This window comes from Candidatus Accumulibacter cognatus, assembly GCF_000584975.1.
Classification (GTDB): Bacteria; Pseudomonadota; Gammaproteobacteria; order Burkholderiales; family Rhodocyclaceae; genus Accumulibacter; species Accumulibacter cognatus.
Genome location: NZ_JDST02000012.1, coordinates 23005 through 48200, shown reverse-complemented (window position 1 = coordinate 48200; position 25196 = coordinate 23005). Strand labels below are relative to the sequence as shown.

The 25196-nt window shown below is 58.6% G+C and carries 21 protein-coding genes; 16 read left to right on the top strand and 5 right to left on the bottom strand.

The features are described 5' to 3' along the window. Window positions 1-31: 31 nt before the first annotated feature. The 3 genes from AW06_RS03190 to AW06_RS03180 all read right to left on the bottom strand — a co-directional run bounded on the left by AW06_RS03190 (window position 32) and on the right by AW06_RS03180 (window position 2679). Window positions 32-682 (bottom strand): protein-L-isoaspartate O-methyltransferase, encoded by a 651-nt coding sequence (locus tag AW06_RS03190; protein WP_034945513.1) that lies wholly within the window; start codon window positions 680-682, stop codon window positions 32-34. A 399-nt stretch (window positions 683-1081) separates the two neighbouring features. After that, the gene (rpsT, locus tag AW06_RS03185; RefSeq protein WP_034945454.1) at window positions 1082-1348 is read right to left on the bottom strand and encodes a 30S ribosomal protein S20; all 267 of its coding nucleotides are present in this window, start codon (window positions 1346-1348) and stop codon (window positions 1082-1084) included. Window positions 1349-1500: 152 nt separating this feature from the next. Further along, the gene (locus AW06_RS03180; protein ID WP_273704345.1) at window positions 1501-2679 is read right to left on the bottom strand and encodes a porin; all 1179 of its coding nucleotides are present in this window, start codon (window positions 2677-2679) and stop codon (window positions 1501-1503) included. Between the two features lie 27 nt (window positions 2680-2706). On the opposite strand from AW06_RS03180, the gene AW06_RS19790 reads away from it, so the two are divergent. Next, window positions 2707-2907: a hypothetical protein gene (locus tag AW06_RS19790; protein WP_273704344.1), complete on the top strand. Its 201-nt coding sequence runs from the start codon at window positions 2707-2709 to the stop codon at window positions 2905-2907. A gap of 130 nt (window positions 2908-3037) precedes the next feature. On the opposite strand, the gene AW06_RS03175 is transcribed toward AW06_RS19790, so the two are convergent. Both AW06_RS03175 and AW06_RS03170 read right to left on the bottom strand, forming a co-directional pair. After that, a complete protein-coding gene (locus AW06_RS03175; RefSeq protein ID WP_273704343.1) occupies window positions 3038-4216 on the bottom strand; it encodes a porin in 1179 nt (392 codons plus the stop codon). Between the two features lie 241 nt (window positions 4217-4457). Further along, window positions 4458-4976 (bottom strand): hypothetical protein, encoded by a 519-nt coding sequence (locus AW06_RS03170; protein ID WP_246148616.1) that lies wholly within the window; start codon window positions 4974-4976, stop codon window positions 4458-4460. Window positions 4977-5437: 461 nt separating this feature from the next. Between AW06_RS03170 and AW06_RS03165 the strand changes: the two genes are divergently transcribed. The 15 genes from AW06_RS03165 to AW06_RS03095 all read left to right on the top strand — a co-directional run bounded on the left by AW06_RS03165 (window position 5438) and on the right by AW06_RS03095 (window position 25192). Beyond that, window positions 5438-6070: an XrtA/PEP-CTERM system exopolysaccharide export protein gene (locus tag AW06_RS03165; protein WP_046536171.1), complete on the top strand. Its 633-nt coding sequence runs from the start codon at window positions 5438-5440 to the stop codon at window positions 6068-6070. Between the two features lie 82 nt (window positions 6071-6152). Beyond that, the gene (locus AW06_RS03160) at window positions 6153-7712 is read left to right on the top strand and encodes an XrtA system polysaccharide chain length determinant (protein ID WP_034945451.1); all 1560 of its coding nucleotides are present in this window, start codon (window positions 6153-6155) and stop codon (window positions 7710-7712) included. A 9-nt stretch (window positions 7713-7721) separates the two neighbouring features. Further along, complete coding sequence (locus tag AW06_RS03155; protein ID WP_034945448.1) at window positions 7722-8657, top strand: XrtA-associated tyrosine autokinase; 936 nt, start codon at window positions 7722-7724, stop codon at window positions 8655-8657. Continuing rightward, the gene (locus tag AW06_RS03150) at window positions 8638-10299 is read left to right on the top strand and encodes a TIGR03016 family PEP-CTERM system-associated outer membrane protein (protein WP_273704342.1); all 1662 of its coding nucleotides are present in this window, start codon (window positions 8638-8640) and stop codon (window positions 10297-10299) included. The genes AW06_RS03155 and AW06_RS03150 overlap by 20 nt, the downstream gene beginning before the upstream one ends. A gap of 9 nt (window positions 10300-10308) precedes the next feature. Continuing rightward, window positions 10309-11406, top strand: a complete 1098-nt coding sequence (locus tag AW06_RS03145; protein ID WP_034945444.1) for an XrtA/PEP-CTERM system-associated ATPase — start codon at window positions 10309-10311, stop codon at window positions 11404-11406. Window positions 11407-11418: 12 nt separating this feature from the next. Further along, complete coding sequence (gene wecB, locus AW06_RS03140; protein ID WP_034945442.1) at window positions 11419-12591, top strand: UDP-N-acetylglucosamine 2-epimerase (non-hydrolyzing); 1173 nt, start codon at window positions 11419-11421, stop codon at window positions 12589-12591. A 19-nt stretch (window positions 12592-12610) separates the two neighbouring features. Then, window positions 12611-13477, top strand: coding sequence for an XrtA system polysaccharide deacetylase (locus tag AW06_RS03135; RefSeq protein WP_034945499.1), 867 nt, complete (start codon window positions 12611-12613; stop codon window positions 13475-13477). Next, window positions 13474-14559, top strand: a complete 1086-nt coding sequence (locus AW06_RS03130; protein WP_273704341.1) for a FemAB family XrtA/PEP-CTERM system-associated protein — start codon at window positions 13474-13476, stop codon at window positions 14557-14559. The genes AW06_RS03135 and AW06_RS03130 overlap by 4 nt, the downstream gene beginning before the upstream one ends. 87 nt (window positions 14560-14646) lie before the next feature. Further along, on the top strand, window positions 14647-16200 hold the full coding sequence (xrtA, locus tag AW06_RS03125) for an exosortase A (protein ID WP_034945492.1): 1554 nt from the start codon (window positions 14647-14649) through the stop codon (window positions 16198-16200). Between the two features lie 79 nt (window positions 16201-16279). Continuing rightward, window positions 16280-17428: a TIGR03088 family PEP-CTERM/XrtA system glycosyltransferase gene (locus AW06_RS03120; RefSeq protein WP_034945440.1), complete on the top strand. Its 1149-nt coding sequence runs from the start codon at window positions 16280-16282 to the stop codon at window positions 17426-17428. A 147-nt stretch (window positions 17429-17575) separates the two neighbouring features. After that, complete coding sequence (locus AW06_RS03115) at window positions 17576-19519, top strand: XrtA/PEP-CTERM system amidotransferase (RefSeq protein WP_034945438.1); 1944 nt, start codon at window positions 17576-17578, stop codon at window positions 19517-19519. After that, window positions 19516-20727: a TIGR04063 family PEP-CTERM/XrtA system glycosyltransferase gene (locus AW06_RS03110; protein WP_034945435.1), complete on the top strand. Its 1212-nt coding sequence runs from the start codon at window positions 19516-19518 to the stop codon at window positions 20725-20727. Before AW06_RS03115 ends, AW06_RS03110 begins: the two co-directional genes overlap by 4 nt. A gap of 15 nt (window positions 20728-20742) precedes the next feature. After that, entirely contained in the window at window positions 20743-22668 is a 1926-nt protein-coding gene (gene asnB, locus AW06_RS03105; RefSeq protein ID WP_034945432.1) for an asparagine synthase (glutamine-hydrolyzing), read from the top strand. Beyond that, window positions 22665-23879 (top strand): TIGR03087 family PEP-CTERM/XrtA system glycosyltransferase, encoded by a 1215-nt coding sequence (locus AW06_RS03100; protein WP_034945429.1) that lies wholly within the window; start codon window positions 22665-22667, stop codon window positions 23877-23879. Before asnB ends, AW06_RS03100 begins: the two co-directional genes overlap by 4 nt. After that, the gene (locus AW06_RS03095) at window positions 23876-25192 is read left to right on the top strand and encodes a nucleotide sugar dehydrogenase (RefSeq protein ID WP_034945426.1); all 1317 of its coding nucleotides are present in this window, start codon (window positions 23876-23878) and stop codon (window positions 25190-25192) included. The genes AW06_RS03100 and AW06_RS03095 overlap by 4 nt, the downstream gene beginning before the upstream one ends. The last annotated feature ends 4 nt before the right edge of the window (window positions 25193-25196 follow it).

Below are 25196 nucleotides of genomic sequence, written 5' to 3'. Positions count from 1 at the left end.
CATCGAGAAGCGCAGCATTCTGGAGCAGCCTTCAGAAGACGAAACTCTGGCACTTCCTGGTGGTCAAAGGCGCGACCACGGTTTCAAAAAGATTGATCGTGTTGAAAGCCTTGTCAGCGGTGCGGATGATCAGCTGTGCTTCCATCACGGGCGCTTCGCCGATGAATGCAGCGAGGCGACCGCCAAGCTTGAGTTGCTGCAGAAATACGTCGGGCAGCTCCGGCAGAGAACCCGAGATGACGATCACATCGTAAGGGGAGGGGCCCGACCAGCCCTGTGAAGCGTCGCCGGTCTCGACGCTGACGTTGGCAACGCCGGCATGCCGCAGGTTACGGCGGGCGATTTCTGCGAGGACCGGGTCGATCTCGACGCTATGGACATACTCGGCTTTTGATGCGAGGAGTGCAGCCATATGCCCACTGCCGGTCCCCACCTCAAGAACGATGTCGGTGTTCCTGACCCCCACTTCCTGGAGAATGCGCGCTTCAATTTTCGGGGGCAGCATCGTCTGGCCGTGGCCAATCGGCAACTCCAGATCGGCAAACGCCAGCAACGTGAGCGCCTCGGGGACAAAGACTTCACGCTTGACCGCGGCAAGCAGCCCGAGCACTTCCGGATCCAGTACCTCCCAAGGGCGGATCTGTTGCTCAATCATGTTGAAGCGAGCCTGTTCCATGTCCATCTTTTGCGCAGCCATAGCATTCCCCGTCACAATTTAAATATTAGTACAACCTAATATTATATCTCGATCACAAGATTATACCTTGATCGTGAATCGGCCGCCCATTGCGATTCGGGCCAGCATGCGGTCGGTGCGACGGCAAGCCGAATTGGACCCACGTGACGCGGGATGGGCTGCGAGGTTGTGCAGAAATCATCGCGAGCAGGCCGAGATGCAAGGCGCGAGGGAGCGAACGACGAGACATAGCAAGAGGATAGGCGAGGAGTGAGCGACTGGGCAAAGCAGCAGACCGGTCGCGCGGTAGATTTATTCACAACCTCTGAGACGGTTGAGGTCTTCTTTTCCGACAAAAACAAACGGCGCCCGAAGGCGCCGTTTGTTGACGAACGTGCAGCCCTATTATGCGCCGAGGCCCTTGACCTGTGCCGACAGGCGGCTCTTGTGGCGTGCGGCCTTGTTCTTGTGGATGATCTTCTTGTCGGCGATGCGGTCGATCACCGATACCGACTCCTGGTAAATGCTCTGCGCCGCAGCCTTGTCGCCAGCCAGAATGGCCTTTTGCACGCGCTTGACGGCGGTGCGCAGACTCGAGCGCAGGCTGGTGTTGTGGGCGCGTTGCTTGACGGCTTGGCGGGCACGCTTGCGAGCTTGTGCGCTGTTGGCCATGGATGTTTGTCCCTATAAAAACTGCTGCTTGGGTCGAAAGGCGGCGATTCTACAGAATGCCGCCGCCTGACGCAAGCAAGATGTTTGGGTGTGCTTCAAAAGTGAAAAAACGGGCGCCAGGGCGCCCGTCGATTCTGCGAACAGCCTTGAAATCAGAAGCTGTGCGTAATGCCAGCACCAAGTGCGTAGTTGCTTTCGCCGGTGGCACCGACGATGCCAGGAATGGCGATCGCCTGTCCAGCGTTGCCCGGCAGCACGTTATTGTTGTTGCTGAAGTAGCTATACGCGCCGTAAAGAGAGGTGCGCTTCGACAGCGGATAGGTGTACTGGGTGCCTGCGCCCCAGCTGACGCCGTCACCGGTCCATTTGCGGTCGCTGGTCAGTCTGCCGTAGCTCAGGCCGAGCGTGCCACGACCGATCGGCGCAGTCACGCCAAGCGTCCAGAGGTTGCTGTCCTCGATGCCGGAAACCCTGAGGCCCGTGACAACATCCCTTTTGTTCTTATTGTCCAGAGCCTGGTAGCTGGCAAAGAGCTTGACGACTTTGAGATCGTAACTGCCGCCGACGTACCATTCATTGATGCTCTTGCCGGTACCGGCCAACTCATAGGGAAAAGTAGTGGTCGGGACGGAGACATTGGTACGTGATTGCCAGACCGCGTCAAAGTTGATCGGGCCATTCGCATAGTTGAGGCCAAGACCGTACTTGCCGTTATCCGAGACACTGACCCGCTTGTCGTTGTAGGTGCCAAAAGCATCCCTGGTCTCGCCGAAACTGTAGATCGCACTGGCCTTGAAGCCGGACAGGCTGGGGCTGGTATAGGTGATGGCGTTGTTGAAGCGGGCCGGGCTGTTCGGTGTGATCGTCATGCCATTGAGCGCACTGAGGCTCGACTGGATGGCAAAGTCGCTCGCATTGAGTGCGTCGTTGTTGGCGGTTGCGTTAAAACCCGGAGCATATTGACGACCGAGGGCAACGGTACCGTACTTGCTGTCCAGGCCGACGAACTGCTGGCGGGCGTTCAGGCCGCAGGTGCCAATGCCGCAGTTGATGTCCGGATCGAGACCGTACTCGAGCGTGAACACCGCCTTCAGGCCGTTGCCCAGGGCTTCTTCGCCCTTGAAGCCGAGGCGATTGCCGGCGCCGATACCGGTGATGCCACTGAAGGTATTTTTTCCGGGAATCTTGATTCCGAGAGCGTCGCGGCCGGCATTTCCTGAACTGTAGGCGTAGGCCAGATCAAGAACACCGTACATGGTGACGTTGGTCTGGGCCGTGGCGACGCCCGAGGCCAGACTCGCAACGGCCAGGGCAATGAGTTTCTTTTGCATGGTGCTATCTCCTGTAGGTCTGTAAACATGAAGCTCAAAATCCATATCCACCATCCTGAGCCGCTGTGGCAGCGAACTCATTGGCGGAACACGGCCCGATTCTGGCAGCCAGAAGCGTCTGAAGCAACCTCTGCAACCATTTTTCAGGCAAGTGAAGAGGATTTGTTGTATTTTTGTTACGCTGATGATGGCCTGCTTTTGACAGGGGAAGAGTTTCACTCGGCCTGATTACTGGGGTTTTCCTGGAAGCTGGCCAGAACAAGCGCTATGAGCGCTCATGCATGCGCAAGGACATTGCGGAGAAACAAAAAACGGGCGCCGAAGCGCCCGTTTCAAAGCTAGCTTGACCGAGGTCAAATTAGAATTTGTGATTGATACCGGCCAGGACAGTATTGTTGTCCTCGCCGCGCGCTGCAACTCCGGTGACGGGGCCGCCGGCGTAGCTCCGCTTGTCGTTTTTAACCCAGACATAACCGGCATACAGCGTGGTGCGCTTGGACAAGGCGGTCGTCCAGCCCAGAGCAGCGGACTGCGAATCGTCGTTGAGCGGGCGCTTGACTTTCACGCCGCCAACCCACTGGCTACCTTGATCCCAATACAGTTCGGAATAGCCGAGATGAATGTTGCTGGAGCCGAGAACCGGGATGACCGCGCCGATCTGCCAGCTCTGGTTGTCCAGGTTAGCCGCGTTCTTGTCGTTCTGGCCCTGCCAGCTGGCCATCAGCTTGACGAACTTGAGGTCGAAGCTGCCACCGACGTACACTTCGTCAACCGACTTGCCATTGGCTAAAAAGAGGCCGGTCAGCCCGGGGACCGAGATCAGCGAGCCGTTGGTCACGTGCTGACGTTGCTGGTAGACGACGTCGACGTTGAACGCTCCTTGGGCGAAATTGGCGCCGAGACCCCACTTGCCGTTATCGGAGACGCTGACCAGCTTGTCGTTGTAGCTGCCGCCGGAGCTGGTTTCACCGAAGGAGTAGATCGCCTTGCCGGTGAAGCCACCCCAGTTCGGGCTGGTGTAGGTGATCGCGTTATCCCAGCGGGCACCGCTGTTCGGGGTGATGCTGTTGCCGGCCTGGGCGGTCAGGAAAGACTGTGGTTCGAATACGGCACCACCAAACGGATCGTTGTTGGCGCTGGCCTGGTAGCCAGGAGCGTACTGGCGACCGAGCGCGACCGTACCCCAGCCGGAGTGGGAGAGGCCGACGTACTGCTGACGGGCGTTGAGACCGCCGGTGTTGCCGACGCCGCTGTTGTTGTCGAGGTTGAGCGAGTATTCCAGGGTGAAGACTGCCTTCAGGCCATTGCCGAGGGCTTCTTCACCGCGAAAACCGAGGCGGGAGCCAGCCAGCAGGCCGGAATTGATGCCGCTGAAGGTGTTGGTACCCGGAATGCCGACGTTGCCCACTCTGCCGGCGTCGCCGGTGCTATACATATAGCCGATGTCGGCCACGCCGTACATGGTGACGTTGGTCTGGGCAAAAGCAGCGCCCGAGGCCAGGCTGGCGACTGCCAGTGCGATGAGTTTCTTTTGCATGGTGAATCTCCTCTAGGTTTGAGATCAATGAAGCTCGCTGCTGCTTCATCAAACTGGACCTCTCGAAAAAGAAACGAGAAGTTCCGGCGATTCTGGCAAACGGCGATGGCCTGAGCAAGTTCCCTGAACGCTTTCCTTGAATGCAGGCCAAAGGTTGTTGGGTTTTTGCAACAGGCCTCGCCATTGTGTTGGCGAATGAGCTTCTGGCCGCCGGACTGCTGCGCCTGCGTCTGCCAGTAATTCAGTGGCCGGTGACGAAGCGGAAGGGGATGGCAAAGATGGCCTTGCCGGTGTCGACGAGTACGGTGGCTTCCCATTCCATACTGCCGGTGATGCATATCGGCAGGCTGGCCGATGCAGTGAAGCGGTCGCTGCCGCTCTGTCTTACGAGTTGCGGTCGGTTGTAGCCCATCTTCATGTTGCTGCCGCTGAAATCGACTTCAACCTTGCGCACCTCGGTAGCCTGAAAGCTGGCCTGCAACTGCAGCGGCTTGAGCACCGGGATCGGTCGTGGTTCGATCGAGAATTCGACCTGCCCGCCGTTGGGCAATTTCGCGACACAGGCTTGCCGGCCGAGATTGCAGCCCGACAACGGCAGGGCGATGTCGGCTTTCGGGCTGAGCAGCGGTGCGAGCTGGTATCCGGCACCGGCGAGGCTGGCGATTGCGAGCAGGATGGATGCGTCGAGCAACAGATTCTTGGTCATCAGGTGGGGTATCTGTTGATGTTCGTGGTGGCGGCAGAATATCGTCCGGGCCATGTTTCCTTGCGAACAAGGGAGCCGCCAGCGGCGGAGGAGCGGTTCGGGGTGAGGCGACCGGGGCCAGCACAATTTTACTCAGATCCTGAGGTATCTCCATAAATTCGGCCATCCAGGTCACTCGGCGAGAGGGGCGAAGTGATCACCCGGGATTCATTCATCCAGAAGCCCGATCGCTTTGGCCAGGTTCTTCATGATGAGTGGCGAAATGTGCGTTTTTTCTTTTGTTTAACGCCTTCCGGAACGTATCCTACGCTTGTTTGCCGCCTTGAGGCAGCGGCCAGACGACTGTCTTGAACCCGCTTGAAGCAATAAACGACCTGGACCGGGAAGTTTGAGCGTTCGGCCAATTCATCTATACTGTGGTGCATTTGGCGCGACTCGTCAGCGTCGCAGCATCGGGATTTGTCGTCATTCTGCCGTAAGCCGTTTCCAAGCTGGCAACTACAAAGGAGAGCATGATGGTTGCACGCCCACATGATGTGGTTGGCGTTTTGTTTCGTTGGCTGTTGCTCGGGGTGCTGGGATGGCTGGTCGCGGGTTGCTCTTCGTATCCGCCAGCGCCAGTTTCAGCAGCTTCGGCAGACTATCGTTATATCATTGGGCCTGGTGACAGTGTGAATATCATTGTCTGGCGCAACCCGGAGCTTTCCATGTCGGTTCCTGTGCGTCCGGACGGAATGATTGCCGGTCCGCTGATCGAGGATATGCCGGCCATGGGTAAGACGCCGACGGCCCTCGGTCGGGATATGGAGAAGGCGCTTGGGACCTTCATCCGGGATCCGGTCGTGACGATCGTGGTCACCGGTTTCGTAGGAACCCAGAGCGAGCAGATTCGGGTGATCGGAGAGGCCTCCAAACCGCAGGCGCTGCCGTATCGTCAGAACATGACCCTGCTCGACGTGATGATCGCGGTTGGTGGCCTGACTGATTTCGCCGATGGTAATGGCGCGTCAGTGGTGCGTGCTGATGCCGACGGCAGCAAGCAGCAGTACAGTGTTCGCCTGACCGACCTGATCCGGCGCGGAGACGTCTCGGCCAATGTGGACATGAAGCCCGGCGATGTGCTGATCATTCCGCAGAGTTGGTTTTGACCGATCTGAAATCCCCGGCTGCCATGCTGTTGCATGACGCAACAGTTGCCCCTTTAACTGCTCCTGATAAAGTCTGAATCCGATGGATGAACTGCTTCGACAAGCGACAGCAATCCTGCGTGGAATGTGGCAGCGTCGCTGGCTGGGAATCATCGTCGCCTGGGTCGTCGGGGCGGCCAGTGTTGCGGCGGTTCTGGCCATTCCGGACAAATACGAGGCATCGGCGCGTATTTTTGTCGATACCCAATCGATTCTTCGGCCGCTGATGGCCGGTTTGGTGACCCAGCCCAACGTTGATCAGCAGGTCATGATGCTGAGTCGGACCTTGATTACCCGACCCAATGTCGAAAAGCTGATCCGGATGGCGGATCTTGACCTCAAGATCGACTCGAAATCCGAGCGGGATGCGTTGGCAGAGACCCTGATGTCGTCCTTGAAAATCAACAACACGTCACGTGACAACATCTATACACTCAGTTACCGGGACGTTCAGCCGGAGCAGGCAAAGCGTGTGGTGCAGTCACTGGTCTCGATCTTTGTCGAGTCCAATCTCGGCGACTCGCGCAAGGATAGCGAGTCTGCCCGCAAGTTTCTCGACAAGGAAATCGCCGGGTACGAGAAGAAGCTTGAGGAGGCCGAGGCGCGGTTGAAGGAATTCAAATTGCGCAACCTCGCGAATGAAACCTCCGAGGGCAAGGATCATTTCAGTCGTATGAGCACGGCTGGCGCACTCCTTGAACAGAGCCGCCTCGAACTGCGCGAGGCCGAACAATCCCGCGATGCACTTAAACGCCAGCTCCTCGGTGAGGAACCGGTATTGCTGCCGGAAGCCACGCAGGAACCAATTGCTGGTGTGTCAATTCCAGAAATCGACAGCCGTATAGACGCCCTCCAGCGCAATATGGACGCGATGTTGCAGCGCTTCACCGAGAAGCATCCGGACGTGGTCAGTACGCGCCGCCTGATCAAGGAACTGGAAGTGCAGAAGCAGGAGGAGATCGTTGCTCGCCGCAAGTCGGCACTGGCCAATCCGACCGCTTCGGTGAATTCCAGCCCCGTGTATCAGCAACTGAAAGTTTCACTGTCCGAAACCGAGGCGAGAATCGCCGCTCTGCTGACGCGCGTTGCCGAGTATCAGGCGCGCTATGATCGTTTGAAATCTGCGATCGCTCTCGTACCCCAGCTCGAAGCCGAGTTTACACAGCTCAACCGCGACTATGAGATCAACAAGAAGAATTACGAACAACTGGTGCAAAGGCGTGAATCGGCCAGCCTGGGAAGTGAGATGGATAATGCCGCGGGAGTTGATTTCCGCCTGATCGATCCGCCGCGGGCGTCGCCCAAACCGGTTGCGCCCAATCGCACCCTGTTTCTCCCGCTGACCATGCTGCTTGCGCTGATTGCCGGAGTGGCGGTCACTTTTGCCGCCAGTCAGCTACGACCGGTGTTTTTTGATGCGCGCGCTCTCAGGGAAGCATGCGGCCTGCCGCTTCTGGGAACGGTCTCCCTGCTTGCCGACGAAGCGAGAAAAGGCCGCGAAAGGAAAGATTTGCTTCGCTTTGCCGCGGCTTGTATCTCGTTCGTGGGTGTCTATGGAGCGGGGCTTCTTGTGTTCTTCGTTCTTTCCGCCCGTACTGCCTGAGGAAAACTGATGAGCCTCATTGAACAAGCGGCGAAGCGACTGGAGCAACTGCGCAAGGCGGGGGTCGAGATACCTGGTTCAATCGCTGAGCATGAGCGGTTGCCAGCCGACTTGCGCGCCGCAGTGCCTGCCCAGCCACAGACGGTCCAGGTGCAACCACCGGACGTTCTGTCTGCGACCACCGCGTCTGCATCTGCTGCGCATACCCCGCAGTCCCGCCGGATCGAGCTTGATCTGAATACGCTTGCGACCACCGGTCTGATCAGCCCGGATGCGCCGCGATCCCAGCTTGCCGATCAATACCGGGTCATCAAACGGCCCCTGATTGCCAATGCCATGGGCAAGAGTGCTACACCGATCAAGCGGGGTAATCTGATCATGGTGACCAGCGCAATTTCTGGCGAAGGCAAGACCTTTACCGCGATCAACCTAGCGATGAGCATCGCCATGGAACTGGACAACACGGTCATGTTGGTCGATGCGGATGTGCCGAAGCCCTCCGTCCTCAAGATGCTCGGTTTGCCCCCAGCGCCAGGCCTGCTCGACGTACTGACCGATGAATCGGTTGCCTTGTCGCATGTCTTGATGAGAACCAACGTCGACAAACTGAGCCTCCTGCCAAGTGGCACACAGCATCAGCGTGCGACCGAACTCCTGGCCAGCGAAGCCATGATCAAGCTGCTTGATGAAATGGCCAATCGTTATCCGGACCGGATCATCATTTTTGATTCTCCCCCACTGCTGATGACCACGGAATCAAGGGTGCTAGCCAGTCATATGGGTCAGGTGATCGTTGTGGTGAGGGCCGAACGTACGGCCCGCAGTGACGTCAAGCATGCTTTGGCAGCCATCGAGTCCTGTCCGGTCAAGCTGATGCTGCTCAATCAGGCACGCGCCACCACCCAGGATGGCTATGGCTATGGCTATGGTTCAGATGGTTCTTGAACGGGCGGGGCGCAGAGCATGCGCCGAACGCAAGGGCGCATGTTCAGCGCCACGCTTTCGCGAACGAAGCTCTGGCCGGAGCCGTCAGGCCTCGGTATCCTTGCTTGGCTTCTCATTGCTGTGCATCGGCGTTCCAGCGCATGCCGAGAATTGGCGGATCACGCCGACCCTGGCTGTTACAGAAACCTTGACCGACAATGTCTTTTTGACTGCCAGCGACAAGAAGCACAGTCTGGTGACCGCCATCACGCCGGGTATTGCAATCGATGGCAAGGGTGCTCGTGCCAGCCTGCGCCTGAGCTATACGCTGACCGGGCAATTCTACTCGCCGAACTATTCGGACACCGATCGACTGCCTGGGCAGAAGTCAGCGTCCAATAGCCACCAGAATGCGCTTACCGCGGTAGGAATGCTTGAGGCGATTGAAGACTGGTTATTCATCGAAGCCACCGGGACCATCTCACAGCAATACCTTTCGGCCTTTGGAACCGTTTCGCCAAGCAATGGCAATGCCAACGTCAACAACAACCAGACTGAAACATCAAGTTACTCCATCTCGCCGCACATCAAAGGTAAATTGTTTTCTGCGGCCGAGTATCTCCTGAGCTATCGGGCGACGGTCACCAGTTCGCAGTCAGGTCTGGTGTCCGACACCACTGCAAGCGAGTGGCTGGGCAAGCTCAACGGTAGTACTCGCTGGTCCGCGCTTGGCTGGGCGCTTGACGCCAGTCGCTTGACCAGCAACTATCAGCGACGGGACTATGAGGATACCAAGTATCAGCTCAGCCTGTTGTATCGCATCAATCCGCAAATCCAGGTTTCGATGTTTGGCGGGCAGGAGTCACAGAATTACGTCAGTCTGAACCAGGAGACACATACTACCCACGGTTTCGGCTTTGTTTGGACGCCCGGTCCGCGTACCGAACTCTCTGCGACCAACAACAAGCGCTTCTTCGGGAATGGCTACGACGTCAAATTCCATCATCGTATGTCCCGTTCTATGATCACCTATACGGCCAGCAGGAATATTTCGGCGCATCCGCCTGGGGTAGGGAACACCGGGCAGGGCAGCAACTACGATGCCTATTATGCGATCATCGCCGCCAATAACCCAGGTGCTTCGCCGGAATCAATCCGGGCACAGGTCTCGCAAGTTCTGCAGGGCAGAGGAATCCCGGCCGACGGCACGGTGGTCAATGGGTACCTGACGAACCGTCCTTCCCTGCAGGAGTCGCAACAACTCTCATTAGCCTTGCTCGGCGTACGCAATAGTGTCACCTTGAATGCAACCGAGAGCAAGCAACAGCCGCTGGGGCTGGTCAACGGCTTGACCGACGACTTTTCCTTGGCAAATCAGATCACGCAACGTGGATTTGGCATCATCTGGGGTCATCAGTTGTCTGGTCTATCATCACTCTCGCTCTCGCTCAACCAGCAGCGCAGTATCAGCGCCAGAAGTGGCCAGTCTGATACCAGAACGCAAGGGGCGTATCTGCTTCTTACCACCAGAATCTCGCCGAAGACGCAAGCGAATATCGGCGCACGAAGGGTGGTTTCCGATGGCGGGGCAATTTCCAGCGGAGGGCTCGGAGCCGGCTATACGGAAAACGCGCTGACCGGCACACTTTCCCACAGCTTCTGAGCAAACCGCATGTACGAGTCCTTCTATGGCTTGACGAGCAAGCCTTTTCAACTGAATCCCGACCCTGCCTTCTATTTTGCGAGCAAACAGCATCGCCGTGCGATGGCCTATCTCGAATATGGCTTGAATCAGAACGAAGGCTTCATTGTCGTTACTGGCGAAGTTGGGGCGGGCAAAACGACGATCGTACGCGGCTTGCTCAACGACCTGGATATCGAGAAGGTGCTGGCCGCTCAACTGGTCAGTACGCAACTCGACGCCGACGACATTTTGCGGATGGTGGCTGGTGCTTTCGGCGTCGCGACCCGGAATATGGGCAAGTCGGACATGTTGCTTGCCCTGGAGGCCTTTCTGGTCGATGTCACTCGCCAAGGCAAGCGGTGCCTGTTGATTGTCGATGAGGCGCAGAACCTGACCCCGCGGGCGGTTGAAGAGCTGCGTATGCTTTCCAATTTCCAGTTTGGAACACAGGCCCTGCTGCAGAGTTTCCTGATCGGCCAGCCTGAGTTCCGGAAGATCATGCAAAGCCCGCAGATGCAGCAATTGCGTCAGCGCGTGATCGCCGCCTGTCACATTGGTCCGATGGATCAGGATGAAACCCAGGCCTATATCGAGCACCGGCTCAGGTGCGCTGGATCGAAAGGTTCGCCACGCTTTGATGCCGGGGCCTTCGAGGCACTGTTCGAGGCCAGCGGAGGGGTGCCCCGACGCATCAATGCGCATTGCGATCGTCTTCTGTTGTCCGGTTTTCTCAATGGCAAGAGCGAATTCACGCGTGCCGACGTCGAGGAAGTCGCTAAAGAAATCAAGGAGGAAACCCAATCGGCTTCCCAGTTGCCAGCAAACCCGCCGATTGAAGCCGGCGACCATGCGTCGGTCAGCCTTCAGCCGACGGACAGCAGCATTCCCGACATCGACCTGTCGCGTCTGACCCTGGACGCGAGCACTGCCGATCAGGCAGCACGTGTCATTTCGGATCTGAAAAGTGGACAGGTCGAGCAGCGCTTGATACGCATCGAGCGCAGCATGTTCCGTCTTGAACGCAACAATGCCGCACTTCTTTCCCTGCTCCAGCAACTGATTGATGCCATTCGCGCAAAACCTTGAAGGGAGAAATCATTGGCTACTAATGAGGCATGGCCTGCGCAGCTGGGTCCGGTGATCTGCGTCGTCGGCGCGCGTCCGAACTTCATGAAAATGGCGCCGATTCTGCGTGCCTTTGCTACCCACCGTCCGTCGCTTCCGACGCTGCTCGTCCATACCGGCCAGCATTACGACAGGGATATGAACGACCGTCTGTTCGACGACCTGCGTCTACCCCATCCCGACATCAATCTCGAAGTGGGGTCAGGAACCCACGCCCTGCAGACGGCGGAAGTAATGCGACGTTTCGAACCCGTGCTCGATGCGCAGCAGCCATCCTGCGTGCTGGTGGTCGGTGATGTGAATTCGACCCTTGCCTGTACCCTGGTCTGTGCCAAGAAGGCAGTGCCGGTGGTGCATGTCGAGGCCGGGCTGCGCAGCTACGATCGGGCGATGCCGGAGGAAATCAACCGCGTTCTGACCGATCAGATCGCCGATCGCCTATACACTACCGAGCGCAGTGCGCATGCAAATCTGGCGCGCGAGGGGGTTGCCGAGGAACGGGTGTGTTTCGTGGGCAATGTGATGATCGACTCGCTGCTGTCGAATCGCGAGTCCGCCCACTCCGCAGCGAAGACCCTGCAGATGGCCGGCTTCGATCCGGCGGTTGTCGACGATCCGCGCGGTTATGGTGTAGTCACCCTGCATCGCCCGTCAAACGTCGATCGTGAGGAAAACCTGGCGCCCTTGCTGGCCGTGTTACGCGAAGTTTCTGATCAGGTGCCGTTGATCTTTGCCCTGCATCCACGGACGCGCGCCAACATCGATCGTTTCTCTCTGGGCGAACTGCTCGCCAGTGAACGTATCGTCCTCCTGCCGCCACAGGGTTACCTGGAGATGCTCGGCTTGCTGGCGGGTGCGAAACTTGTTCTCTCCGATTCCGGTGGCCTGCAGGAGGAAACCACGGCCCTTGGGGTGCCCTGCCTGACGATTCGGGAAAATACCGAACGCCCGATTACTGTCGAGCAGGGAACCAATACCCTCGTCGGCTGTGATCCTTGCGCAATTCGCATCGGGGTCAACGAAATTCTTGCCGGTGCCGGCAAGACTGGTCGTGTTCCGGAGTTCTGGGACGGTCGCGCGGCAGAGCGAATCGCCGCTGATCTATTTCAATGGCTGATTGCTCATCATGCGCAGCGCAGCCGCTAGAAACCACGAGCCACGCGAGATGCCCATTCAGCCGATGACCAATGTATTGACCATCGATGTCGAGGACTATTTCCAGGTCTCGGCGCTCGCTCCATATATTCCGCGGAATCAGTGGGCACAACGTGAATGCAGGGTCGAGCGGAATGTCGACAGGATTCTGCTGATGCTCGACGCGAATCAGACCAAGGCGACTTTTTTCACACTGGGATGGATCGCCAAACGCTATCCTCATCTCGTTCGGCGCATCGTCGACAATGGCCATGAGTTGGCCAGCCACGGCTACGGTCACCAGCGTGTCAGTGATCTGACCGAAGCCACTTTTTCTGCGGACATCGAACTGGCCAAGAAACTGTTGGAGGATATCTCGGGTCAGGAAGTCAGGGGTTACCGGGCACCGAGTTTTTCGATTGGCGAAGGAAACCTCTGGGCTTTCGACTGTCTCGAACGTGCGGGCTACCGCTACAGTTCGAGCATTTACCCGATTCGCCATGATCACTACGGAATGCCGGATGCACCGCGCTTTGCCCACCGGGTGCGCGCCGGTCTGCTGGAACTGCCGGTGACCACCGCGCGCTTCTTTGACCGCAACTGGCCAGCCAGTGGTGGCGGCTACTTCCGGCTACTGCCGTATGCGCTGTCGCGCTGGCTGCTACAGAAGGTCAACCAGCGTGATCGTCAGCCGGCCATCTTCTATTTTCATCCCTGGGAAATCGATGCCGGGCAGCCGCGCATTGCCGGCATCAGTGCCAAGACACGCTTTCGCCACTACGTCAATCTGCAGTACACCGAAGGGAGACTGCAGCGATTGATCGCAGATTTCAAATGGGGGCGGATGGATCAGGTGTTTCTTGATGGTCCGCTGGCAGAGTCGGTGGTGAAGCAATGAACCCCGCCATCGAGAAAGTGCCCGGTTCTGCCAACCTGGCAGGAGCACTCGGTGTCCAGCGCCTGAACCCCGACGACCCGGCTGCGCTTGCACGCTGGGACGCCTTCGTTGAAACGTGTCCGGAGGCCACCTTTTTCCACAAGTCTGGCTGGCAGACAATCCTGCGCGAGATCTTCGGTCATCGCACACACTTTCTTTTCGCCGAGCGTTTGGGTGTGATCGAGGGGGTGCTGCCGTTGGCACAGGTGAAAAGCCTGCTCTTCGGGAATTCGCTGGTCTCCCTGCCCTTCGCGGTTTATGGCGGAGTGGCGGCCGCCAGTCCGGCAGCCGCCGAGGTGCTGGAATGTGAAGCGCAGGCGCTTGCCAGGCATCTTGGGGTCGCGCACCTGGAACTGCGGAACATTCAGCCTCGCCATACGGATTGGCCACGCCAGGATCTTTACGTCCGCTTTCGCAAGGCCATCGCACCCGAGGTCGACGCCAATATGCTGGCCATCCCGCGCAAACAGCGCGCGATGGTGCGCAAAGGAATCAAGAATGGTTTATTCAGCGAAATTGACGCCAGTCCTGGGCGATTTTTCGCGCTATACGCCGACAATGTCCACCGTCATGGCACACCGGCAATGCCCCGTCGCTATTTTGACGCCCTGCAGCAGGTGTTTTCTACCGACTGTGAGGTACTGACCGTCGTGGATGGGATGGGGCGTTCGTTGAGCAGTGTGCTGAGCTTTTATTTTCGCGACGAGGTGCTGCCTTATTACGCGGGTGACGCCTTGGCGGCACGCGAGCTCGCGGCCAACGATTTCAAGTACTGGGAACTGATGCGCCGTTCCTGCGAGAGAGGGTTGAAGGTTTTCGACTATGGTCGCAGCAAGCAGGGCACTGGTTCTTATGCTTTCAAGAAAAACTGGGGTTTCGAGCCGCAGCCGCTGGCTTACGAGTATTGCCTGTATGGTCGCGATGCCATCCCGCAGAATAACCCGTCGAATGCCAAATACCGGCTCCTGATCGACGCCTGGCGGCGCTTGCCGATCGGTTTTGCCAATTGGCTGGGGCCGTTCATTGTGCGTCACCTGGGTTGAGATCGGTCGATGGCGATTTCTGTCGGCGCCGATCACCTGGAATTGAGCACGGGTGACCCTAACCAAGTGTCTGTTGGAAACAAGTTCATGAACCAAGCCCCAAGCCCGATCGCCCTCGCCCCTCATCCCGGCTGGCGGGTGGCGCTTCCCGCAGTGCTTCTGACCCTGACCGCGATCCTGGTCGTTTTTCGCGAAACGGCGCTCACGATGGTGGACGTCTGGATGCGTAGCGGCACCTATGCCCACGGCTTCATTGTGCCGCCGATCAGCGTGTGGCTGATCTGGCGAATGCGCGAGAAAGTCGCGGTGCTGGCGCCCAGGCATTGGTATCCGGCGGTTCTTCTGTTGGCGGCAGCCGGTTGCGCCTGGCTGCTCGGAGAGGTGGCAACGGTCAATGTGGTTCCCCAGTTTGCGCTGATTTTCATGCTGGTATTCGCCGCACTGGCGGTGCTTGGCCCGGTAGTCGCGCGCAGCATTGCTTTCCCGCTGTTGTTCCTGTTCTTTGCCGTACCTTTCGGTGACTTTACCCAACCCAAACTGATGGAATGGACTGCCAAGTTTACCGTTCTCGGTTTGCGCCTGACGGGTGTACCCGTGTACAGCGATGGACTGAACCTGGTGATTCCCTCGGGCAGTTGGTCGGTCGTCGAGGCTTGCAGCGGTGTTCGTTACTTGATCGCTTCGGTCACCGTGGGGACCCTGTTTGCTTACCTGACTTATCATACCCTGCGGCGGCGACTGATCTTTGTCATGGTCTCGATTCTGGTGCCAATCGTTGCCAACTGGGGACGCGCCTACATGATTGTCATGATCGGCCATTTGTCGGGCAATACCTTGGCCGTCGGCGTCGACCATCTGATTTACGGCTGGGTTTTTTTCGGTTTCGTGATCATGGTCATGTTCTGGATCGGCGCGCGCTGGCGCGAAGATGAACTGCCAGGGTCAGCAAAGGTATTGGCGACGACGGCCGGTAGTGGCACGGATTCCGCGATCTGGCGGGCCGCTTGCACGACAGTGCTGGTGGCTGCGATCTGGCCGATCGCGAACTGGCAGGTCGAGCGCGGCACGTCTCCACCACTTGACCAGCTCGCCTCGCTCGGGCCGATCATTGGTTGGCAGCGTGTCCCACAAGGACAAGGATTGCCCAACTGGCAGCCGAGATTCCAGAACTACTCGGCAAGTACCCAAGCGACCTTCGAAAACGATGGCCATGTGGCTGGACTCTTTCTCGGGTACTACCGCAACCAGGATCAGCAGCACAAAATGGTCACTTCGATGAATGTCCTGGTGACCAGTGATGATCCCGTATGGAGCAAGGTGAGTGGTGGAACGAGCGAGATCGCGATCGACCAGCAGGCACTCAAGGTGCGCACCGCCCTGTTGCGTGCACACAGCAGCAGTGCGCGCCTGGCGGTCTGGCAATGGTATTGGATCAACGGACACTGGACTGCCAGCGATGTTCTGGCCAAAGTTTACACGACGGTGTCGCGGCTGACCGGCAGCGGGGACGATTCGGCGGTGATCGTTCTTTACGCGCTTCAGCATCAGGCGGGCGAGGCGGAAGCTACCCTCGATGCTTTTGCCCGCGCTGCAGGGCCGGTCATCGCAGCCGCGCTGCAGCAGAGCAAGGCCGCCCGATGATGGGCGGGTGCTACCGGTGCTGCGCAATTTGCCGGAGTTGCGCAAGCCGGGTTAGGCTGTCCGTAGCAGTGGGGCGGGCGTGAAACAGGATACCAGACCGCTGATTCTGCATGTCATTCATCACCTGCATACGGGTGGTTTGGAGAACGGCTTGGTCAATCTGATCAACCATCTGCCGGAATCCCGTTATCGTCACGCGGTGGCGTGCGTCGAGGATTTTTCAGACTTTCGCCTGCGGGTAACTCGTCCGGATACCCCGGTGATTGCACTGCACCGTTCGCGTATCGGGGTTTGGCGACTCAGACAAGGGCTCTTTCGTCTTTGCCGCCAGTTCCGGCCGACGATTGTGCATTCGCGCAACCAGTCCGGGCTCGATGCCCTGTTACCCGCCAGACTGGCGGGGGTTCCCCATTGTATCCACGGCGAGCACGGTTGGGATGTGGATGATCTGAATGGGGAAAGGGTCAAGCCCGCCTTGTTGCGCCGGATCCATTCGCCGCTGGTCGACCGCTACATCACGGTATCCAGGGATCTCAGGAACTATCTTGTGCAGCGAGTGCACATCTCCTCCAGACGCGTCACCCAGATCATCAATGGCGTCGATACGGTACGTTTCTGCCCACCATCGACTCGCTCGCAGCAGCTTCTTCCGGAAGGATTTGCGGGTCCGGATGCCATGGTCATTGGCACTGTCGGTCGGCTGCAGGCGGTCAAGGATCAGGAAACCCTGCTGCGGGCGTTTGCCCGGCTGGTCAGCGGTGGTGGTGAGGTCGAGTCAAGGGCGAGGCTGGTGATTGTCGGAGAGGGTCCCTTGCGCGATACTCTGATTCGCCTTGCCGACTCCCTGGGGATTTCAGCGCGCACCTGGTTTCCGGGAAATATCAGCAACGTTGCCGAGATCCTGCACACGTTCGACCTCTTTGTTCTGCCATCGTTGGCCGAGGGTATTTCCAATACCCTCCTGGAAGCGATGGCCAGTGGCCTGCCTCTGATCGCCACCGCCACCGGTGGCAATCTGGAACTCGTTACAGAAGGTGTCAACGGCCGACTGTTTATGCCGGGTGATATCGATGCTCTGACCCGCTTGCTGAGCCAGTACCTCGGCGAGCCCTCGATGTTGCGCACGCACGGCGGCAACGCGCGCGAGATGGCGGTCAGGCGTTTCAGCCTGCCGGTGATGCTGGCGAGCTACCAGGCGGTATACGAGGAATTCTGTGATCGACGCTAGCCTGTTCCGGGAATGCGCGGCAGGGAATCGCCAATCGGCGAAAGCAGATTCTGTGTTCAGGTACTGACTCTCTCAGGCATGATGTTTCGACGAAGCGCTTGGGCAAGCAACAGGTATTTTTCTGACTACGAGAGACATAGATAAACCATGTGCGGCATAACCGGAATTTTCGATACTAGAGGCCGACGTGATATCGATCGCGCCGTGCTCATGCGGATGAACGAGTCACAGCACCATCGTGGCCCGGACGAGAGTGGTTTGCATGTCGAACCAGGCGTTGGCCTGGGGCACCGGCGGCTCTCTATCATCGACCTGTCGACCGGCCAGCAGCCGCTCTACAACGAGGACCAGAGCGTTTGCGTAGTGTTCAACGGCGAGATCTACAATTACCAGGAACTGATCCCGGAATTGCTGGCGCTTGGACATGTTTTCCACACCCGTAGCGATACCGAGGTCATCGTGCACGCCTGGGAAGCTTGGGGCGGGGATTGCGTTCAACGTTTTCGCGGCATGTTCGCCTTTGCCCTCTGGGATCGCAACCGCGAAACGCTTTTCCTGGCACGTGACCGGCTAGCGGTCAAGCCACTCTACTATGCTCTGCTGCCGGACGGGATCCTTCTCTTCGGTTCCGAACTCAAATCCCTGCTGGCCCATGGCGCTCTGGCCCGCGACATTGATCCGCTGGCGGTTGAAGAATACTTCGCGCTCGGTTATGTGGCCGAACCGAGAACCATTTTTCGTCAGGCCAGGAAGCTGCCACCCGGCCACACGCTGACGCTACGCCGCGGCATCCCGGTTGCACACCCGAAAGAGTATTGGGATCTGCGCTTCAGCCTTGACAACCAGTGTTCGATGGAGGCGGCCTGTGCGCAACTCGACGACAAGCTCAGCGAGTCGATTCGCCTGCGCATGATCTCGGAAGTGCCGCTCGGCGCCTTCCTTTCCGGGGGGGTCGATTCAAGCGCGGTCGTCGCGCTGATGGCCGGGCTCTCGGCCGGGCCAGTCAATACCTGTTCGATTGCCTTTGATGACCCGGCGTTCAACGAAGCCGAATTTGCCCAAACGATTGCCAGCCGTTATCAAACAAACCATCACAGCGAACTGGTGGCCAGCGATGACTTCGATCTGATCGACACCCTGGCCAGGCTTTACGACGAACCTTATGCCGACAGCTCGGCGATTCCGACCTACCGGGTTTGTCAGTTGGCACGGAAACATGTCACGGTGGCCCTCTCGGGCGATGGGGGGGATGAGACTTTCGGAGGTTATCGCCGTTATCGTCTACACCTGATGGAAGAGCGCCTGCGCTCGGCGATGCCGCATAGCGTACGCCGACCACTGTTTGGCCTGCTGGGCCGCGTCTACCCGAAAGCGGACTGGGCGCCGCGCATGTTCCGCGCCAAGACGACGTTTCAAGGCATGGGGAGAACTTCGGTGGAAGCTTATTTCCATTCCGTGTCGATCCTGCGGGGACCGATGCGCAGCGAACTTTTTACCGATCGTTTCCGCCGTGAAATCGACGGTTACAGCGCTGAAGATGTTTTTCGCTACCATGCGGGGCGGGCGGACACAGACGATCCGCTGGCCATGATCCAGTACCTCGATCTCAAAACCTATCTGGTCGGTGACATCAATACCAAGGTTGACCGCGCCAGCATGGCGCACTCGCTAGAGGTGCGAGAACCGCTGATGGATCACCCACTGGTCGAATGGATGGCGACGTTACCTTCTTCGCTCAAGGTGCGCGGACGAGAAGGCAAGTTTCTGCTAAAAAAAGCAATGGAACTTCGTTTGCCACAAGACATTCTGTACCGCCCGAAAATGGGTTTTGCCGTGCCGCTGGCCCGTTGGTTCCGCGGCCCGCTCAGGGAGCGCGTTCGCCAGGCCGTGCTTGGCCCACGCCTGGCAGCGACCGGCTGGTTCAACCAGGATTATCTGCGACACCTGGTCGATGCCCATCAATCGGGGGCGAGCGACTACAGTTCGCCCTTGTGGACGGTGCTGATGTTTGAAGCCTTCCTGCGCAATGTCCTGGATGCCCAGCCGACCGATCCGGTGGCCATGGTCGCCGCAGCGCAAGCACCACGATGAGCCTCCGTGTTCTGCACGTGCTTGACCATTCGTTGCCGTTGCACAGCGGCTACAGCTTTCGTACTTTGGCCATTTTGCGTGAGCAGCGCGCGCTGGGCTGGGAAACGGTGCATCTGACGACGCCAAAACAGGGTGCCGGGGCAGTCCTGCAGGAAGAGGTCGATGGCTGGCTTTTTCATCGTACGCCGAGTGCCGAAGGCAGCGGCCTGCTCCATCAGATGCGATTGACGACCACTCGCCTGCAGGATGTCGTACGGGCTACGCGACCGGATCTCATTCATGCCCATTCACCCGTCCTCAATGCTCTGCCGAGCCTCTGGGTCGGTCGCCGGCAGCGCCTACCGGTGGTCTATGAGATGCGCGCTTCCTGGGAGGATGCAGCCGTCGATCATGGCACGACGAAGGAAGGTAGCCTGCGCTACCGGGTATCGAGAGGGTTGGAGAGCCTGGCACTTCGCCACGCCGATCAGGTGACGACGATTTGTGAAGGTCTGCGTGGCGATATCGCCATTCGCGGTATCCCGCCCGAGCGAATCACGGTGATCCCGAACGCCGTAGACGTCAGCCTGTTTCGTTATGGTGTCGAACCCGATGCCCGGTTGCGCCGTTCGCTGGGACTCGAAGGCGCGACCGTCGTCGGTTTTGCCGGTTCATTTTATGGGTACGAAGGCCTTGATCTGCTGATCGAGGCGGCCCGCAGGATGCTTCCCCGACATCCGCGGCTGCGTGTGCTGATGGTCGGTGGCGGACCGCAGGAGAGCAACCTGAAAGCACAGGTTGTCGCCGCCGGGATGCAGGAGCAGGTGATTTTTACTGGCCGGGTAGCGCACACTGATGTGCAACGCTATTACGAACTGATCGACGTGCTGGCGTATCCGCGTTTACCGATCCGGTTGACCGAACTGGTCACGCCGCTCAAGCCACTTGAAGCCATGGCGCAGGGGCGGATGCTGGTCGCCTCTGACGTCGGTGGCCACCGCGAGTTGATCCGGCACGGCGAAACCGGTTTCCTGTTTCGTGCCGGTGATCCTGCGTCCCTCGCAGTGGCGATCGAAGACCTTCTGGCCAAACGCCCTTTGTGGCCACAGATTCGTCGGCAAGCGCGTGGCTTTGTCGAGGTCGAGCGTACCTGGGCCGACAGTGTGGCCCGCTATCGCGAGGTCTACTGTCGAGCACTAGCCCGTTATGATCGTCGTCCAACCATTTAATCCAGGGGCTGCATTGTGTGTGGTATTCACGGTATCTATCGTTTTGACGGGCTGAGCGTCGAGCCCAGAATTCTCTCCGCGATGGGTAATCGCACGCGTCACCGCGGTCCCGATGATGAAGGCAGTCACGTCGATGGCCCCTGCGGCATCGCCATGCGCCGACTGTCGATCATCGACCTGGCTGGTGGTCACCAGCCACTTTCGAATGCCGATGGAACGTTGTGGCTGGTGTGCAATGGCGAGATCTACAACTTCCGCGAGTTGCGCAGCGAGCTGCAGGCAAAGCACTATCATTTCAAGACCGGCTCCGATTCCGAGGTGATGTTGCACCTTTATGACGCCGAGGGTGACGACTTCATCCACCGGTTGAACGGCATGTTTGACTTTGCGCTCTGGGACGCGCGTCGGCGTCGCTTGCTGATTGGCCGCGACCGACTCGGGGTGAAGCCGCTGTACGTGCTGCAGGACGGGCAGCAGCTTGCCTTTGCCAGTGAAGCCAAAGCCCTGCTGGCCTTGCCAGGTGTCCGTGCAGAACTTGACCGGCAGGTCGTTGCCGACTACCTGCACCTCGGCTACGTCGCCGCGCCTGACTGTATCTTCCGGGGAATTCGCAAGTTGCCACCAGCCACGCTGCTGGCGGTCGAAGGCGGTCAGGTGCACGAATGGCGCTACTGGCGGCTGCCCGATCGGGTTCGCCAGGATATTTCCGAGAGCGAGTGGAGCGAATCCGTGCGGACTCAGCTTGAGGAATCTGTACGCATGCAGATGGTCAGCGATGTCCCGATCGGAGCCTTTCTCTCGGGGGGCGTCGATTCGAGCGCAGTAGTTGGTTTGATGGCCCGTCACTCGCCGCAGCCGATACGCACCTATGCCATCGGTTTTGCTGGTGGCGAAGCCGAGGCACTGTATAACGAATTGCCTTATGCACGTCGAGTTGCCGAACTGTTTTCAACGCAGCATCGCGAGATTCTCGTTCGTCCCGACGTCGTCGCATTATTGCCAAAGCTGCTATGGCATATGGATGAGCCTTTGTCGGACACTGCATTCATTACCACCTTCCTGGTTTCTGAGTTTGCGCGCCAGGATGTCAAGGTGATCTTGTCCGGGGTCGGTGGCGATGAGCTGTTCGGCGGCTACCGCCGCTACCTCGGTGGCCATTACGCCCAGCGTTATCGGCGCTTGCCCGACTGGTTGCGGCGTTCGGCGAGTTTTGCGGCTGCGCACTTGCCTGCCGATCGGCACTCCGGGTTTCTCAATACGCTGCGCCTGGCCAAGGGTTTTCTGGCATCCGCTGAAATGACTGCCGACGAACGCTATCGCAGCTACCTGCAGGTGCTCGATCGACAGGCAGTCGCAGCTTTGTTGATCGAACCGGGTGGGGCGGCGTCCGATTCGCTGGCGCGTGCTTTTGCTGCCGCCGGTAATGCGGACGAACTCAACCGCATGTTCGCGGTCGATGCCGAAACGCAACTACCTGACGATTTGCTGCTGCTCACCGACAAGATGAGCATGGCCGTGTCGCTTGAATGCCGGGTGCCGTTGCTCGATCATGAACTCGTCGAACTGGCGGCGGCCATGCCGGCATCGATCAAGATGCGTGATGGCCGGCTCAAACATCTCTTCAAGGCGTCGCTCGCTGATTTGCTGCCCGACGACATCCTTAACCGCAAGAAGCGTGGTTTTGGCACGCCGATGGGCGCCTGGCTGAAGCGCGAACTGGCACCCCTGCTGAGTCGATTGCTGGCGGCCGATGTGGTGACTGCACGGGGTCTGTTCCGCCAATCGGCGGTCGACCAGTTGGTGGCAGCGCACGCAGCCAACCGCATGGACGGTACCGACATCCTGCTGGCCCTGATGAACCTCGAGATCTGGAGCCGGATTTATCTCGACCATCGAGACCCGGGCAACGTTGCCGAAGAACTGAAAAGCTACGTCGCATGAACATCCTTTACGTCTGCCACCGTTTTCCATTCCCGCCCAAGCGTGGCGGAAAAATCCGGCCTTTTAACATGATCCGCCATCTCTCGGCCAGCGGCCATCGGGTGACGGTCTGTTCGCTCGTGCGTTCATCTCAGGAAGCAGAGGAAGGCCGCGGGATTGCACCGCACTGTGCCGCGTTCGAGATGGCTCAGGTTTCTGATCCGGTACAGACTCTGAGAATGGTCGCCCGCCTTCCCGTGCTGCAGCCTTCATCAATGGGTTATTTCTATTCCGCGTCGCTGCGGCAATGCGTGAGCCGACTATTGAGCGCGCAGCAGTGGGATCTGATCTTTGTCCATTGCTCATCGGTCGCGCAGTATGTCGAACAGGTTCGCGACGTGCCAAAGATCCTCGACTTCGGTGACATGGATTCGCAAAAATGGCTCGAGTATGCCAACTACAAACCCTTTCCGCTTTCCCTCGGCTATCGGCTGGAAGGCATGAAAATGCTGGCGGCTGAAAAACGTCTGGCCAGACTGTTCGATTTCTGTACGGCGACCACCCACGCCGAGTGGGAGACACTCGAAGGCTATGGCACTGGCGTGGCGACCGACTGGTTTCCCAACGGTGTCGATAGCGAGTTTTTCTGCCCTTCCAACGAACCCTATGACGCGGATACCATCAGCTTCATTGGCCGGATGGACTACTACCCGAATCAGGAATGCATGGCGCGCTTCTGTGAGCAGATCTGGCCTTTGCTCAGGCGCTGTCGGCCGAACATCAAATTGTTGATCGTCGGTGCCGATCCATCGCCAGAGATGCAAAAGCTGGGTGATCTTCCTGGTGTCACCGTCACCGGTTCGGTGCCCGATGTTCGCCCATACATTCGCAACTCGGCGCTGATGGTGGCGCCACTCAACATTGCCCGCGGTACGCAGAACAAGATTCTCGAGGCAATGGCCATGGGTGTGCCGGTGGTGACCAGCCGGGTTGCCGCAGGTGGCGTCGACGCCGAGTCCGTGAAGCATTTCCTTGTTGCTGATACAACAGAAGAATATTCTGCAGCGATTCTGCGGATCCTGGACGATCCGGCGGAACGACAGCGACTGGCACTGGCTGGACGGCAGCGCATGCTCAGCAACCATGCCTGGCCGAATTCGATGGCAAGACTAGACCAGATTGTTGATCGCTGCATCAGGAACTTCTCGCAAAGCAAAAGGAAACTCGCATGAAAATTAGCATTTTCGGTCTGGGCTATGTCGGTGCGGTGTCGCTGGCGTGTCTTACTCGTGATGGTCACGAGGTGATCGGCGTCGATATCGATGCGACCAAACTGGAACTGATCATGGCTGGCAAGACTCCGGTGGTCGAGGAGGGGATGGTCGACCTGATGGCCCTTGCCGTGGCCAGTGGTCGCGTCACCGTCACCACCGATGCGCAGCAGGCAGTGCTCGACAGTGAGGTTTCCCTGGTTTGTGTTGGAACGCCGTCCGCATCCAACGGTAGTCAAGATCAGGGGGCGATCCTGCGTCTGGCGGCAGAGATGGGCTGTGCGATCGCTGGCAAGCATGAGCCGCACATCGTCGTCTTTCGTTCGACGCTGGTGCCCGGTACGGTTGAGGACGTGCTGCGGCCGATTATCGAAGAAAAATCCGGTAAAAGGGATGGCGAAGGTTTTTTTCTCTGCTTTCAGCCGGAGTTTCTGCGCGAAGGATCGTCGATTCGCGATTACGACAAACCTCCGTTCACCATCGTCGGTGCCAACCATGCGTATCCTGTCAAGCGCTTGCGCGCACTGTTTGGCAATTTGCCGTGCCGCTTCATTGAAACCTCGGTTCGCTCCGCCGAGATGATGAAATATTGCTGTAACAACTTTCATGCGCTCAAGATCACCTTCGCCAATGAAACGGCACGCCTTTGCGAAGCTCTCGGCGTCGATGCCTTCGAGGTGATGGATCTGGTCTGTCAGGATACACAGCTCAATATTTCGACGGCGTATCTCAAGCCCGGCTATGCCTTTGGCGGCTCGTGTCTGCCGAAGGATCTGCGCGCGACGACCTACCTTGCCAAGATCCACGACGTGGACATCCCGATGCTTGGTGGCATCATGCAGTCGAACCGCAATCATCTGGAACTGGCGCTGCGAAAACTGCTTTCCCTCGGCAAGCGAAAGATCGGTTTCGTCGGACTGTCGTTCAAGACCGGTACTGACGACCTGCGAGAGAGTCCGCTGGTGACGCTGGCAGAACAACTCATCGGCAAGGGGATGCAACTGGCCATTTATGATCCGGAGGTCCATCTGGCAAGTCTACTTGGAGCCAACCGCAGCTTCATCCAGACGCATCTGCCGCATATCGGGCAGATGATGCGGCCGGAACTCGAGGAGGTCATTCGAGAGTCGGAGGTGCTGGTGATTGGGCTCGCCGGACAGGCGGTCGCGGATACCCTGGCCAGATCATGCAGTTCCGGGCAGGTGCTGCTTGATCTGGTCCGGCTTCCAAATCGTCCAGCGATTGCGGCCAGAGTGCTTGGATTGTGCTGGTAGGGAC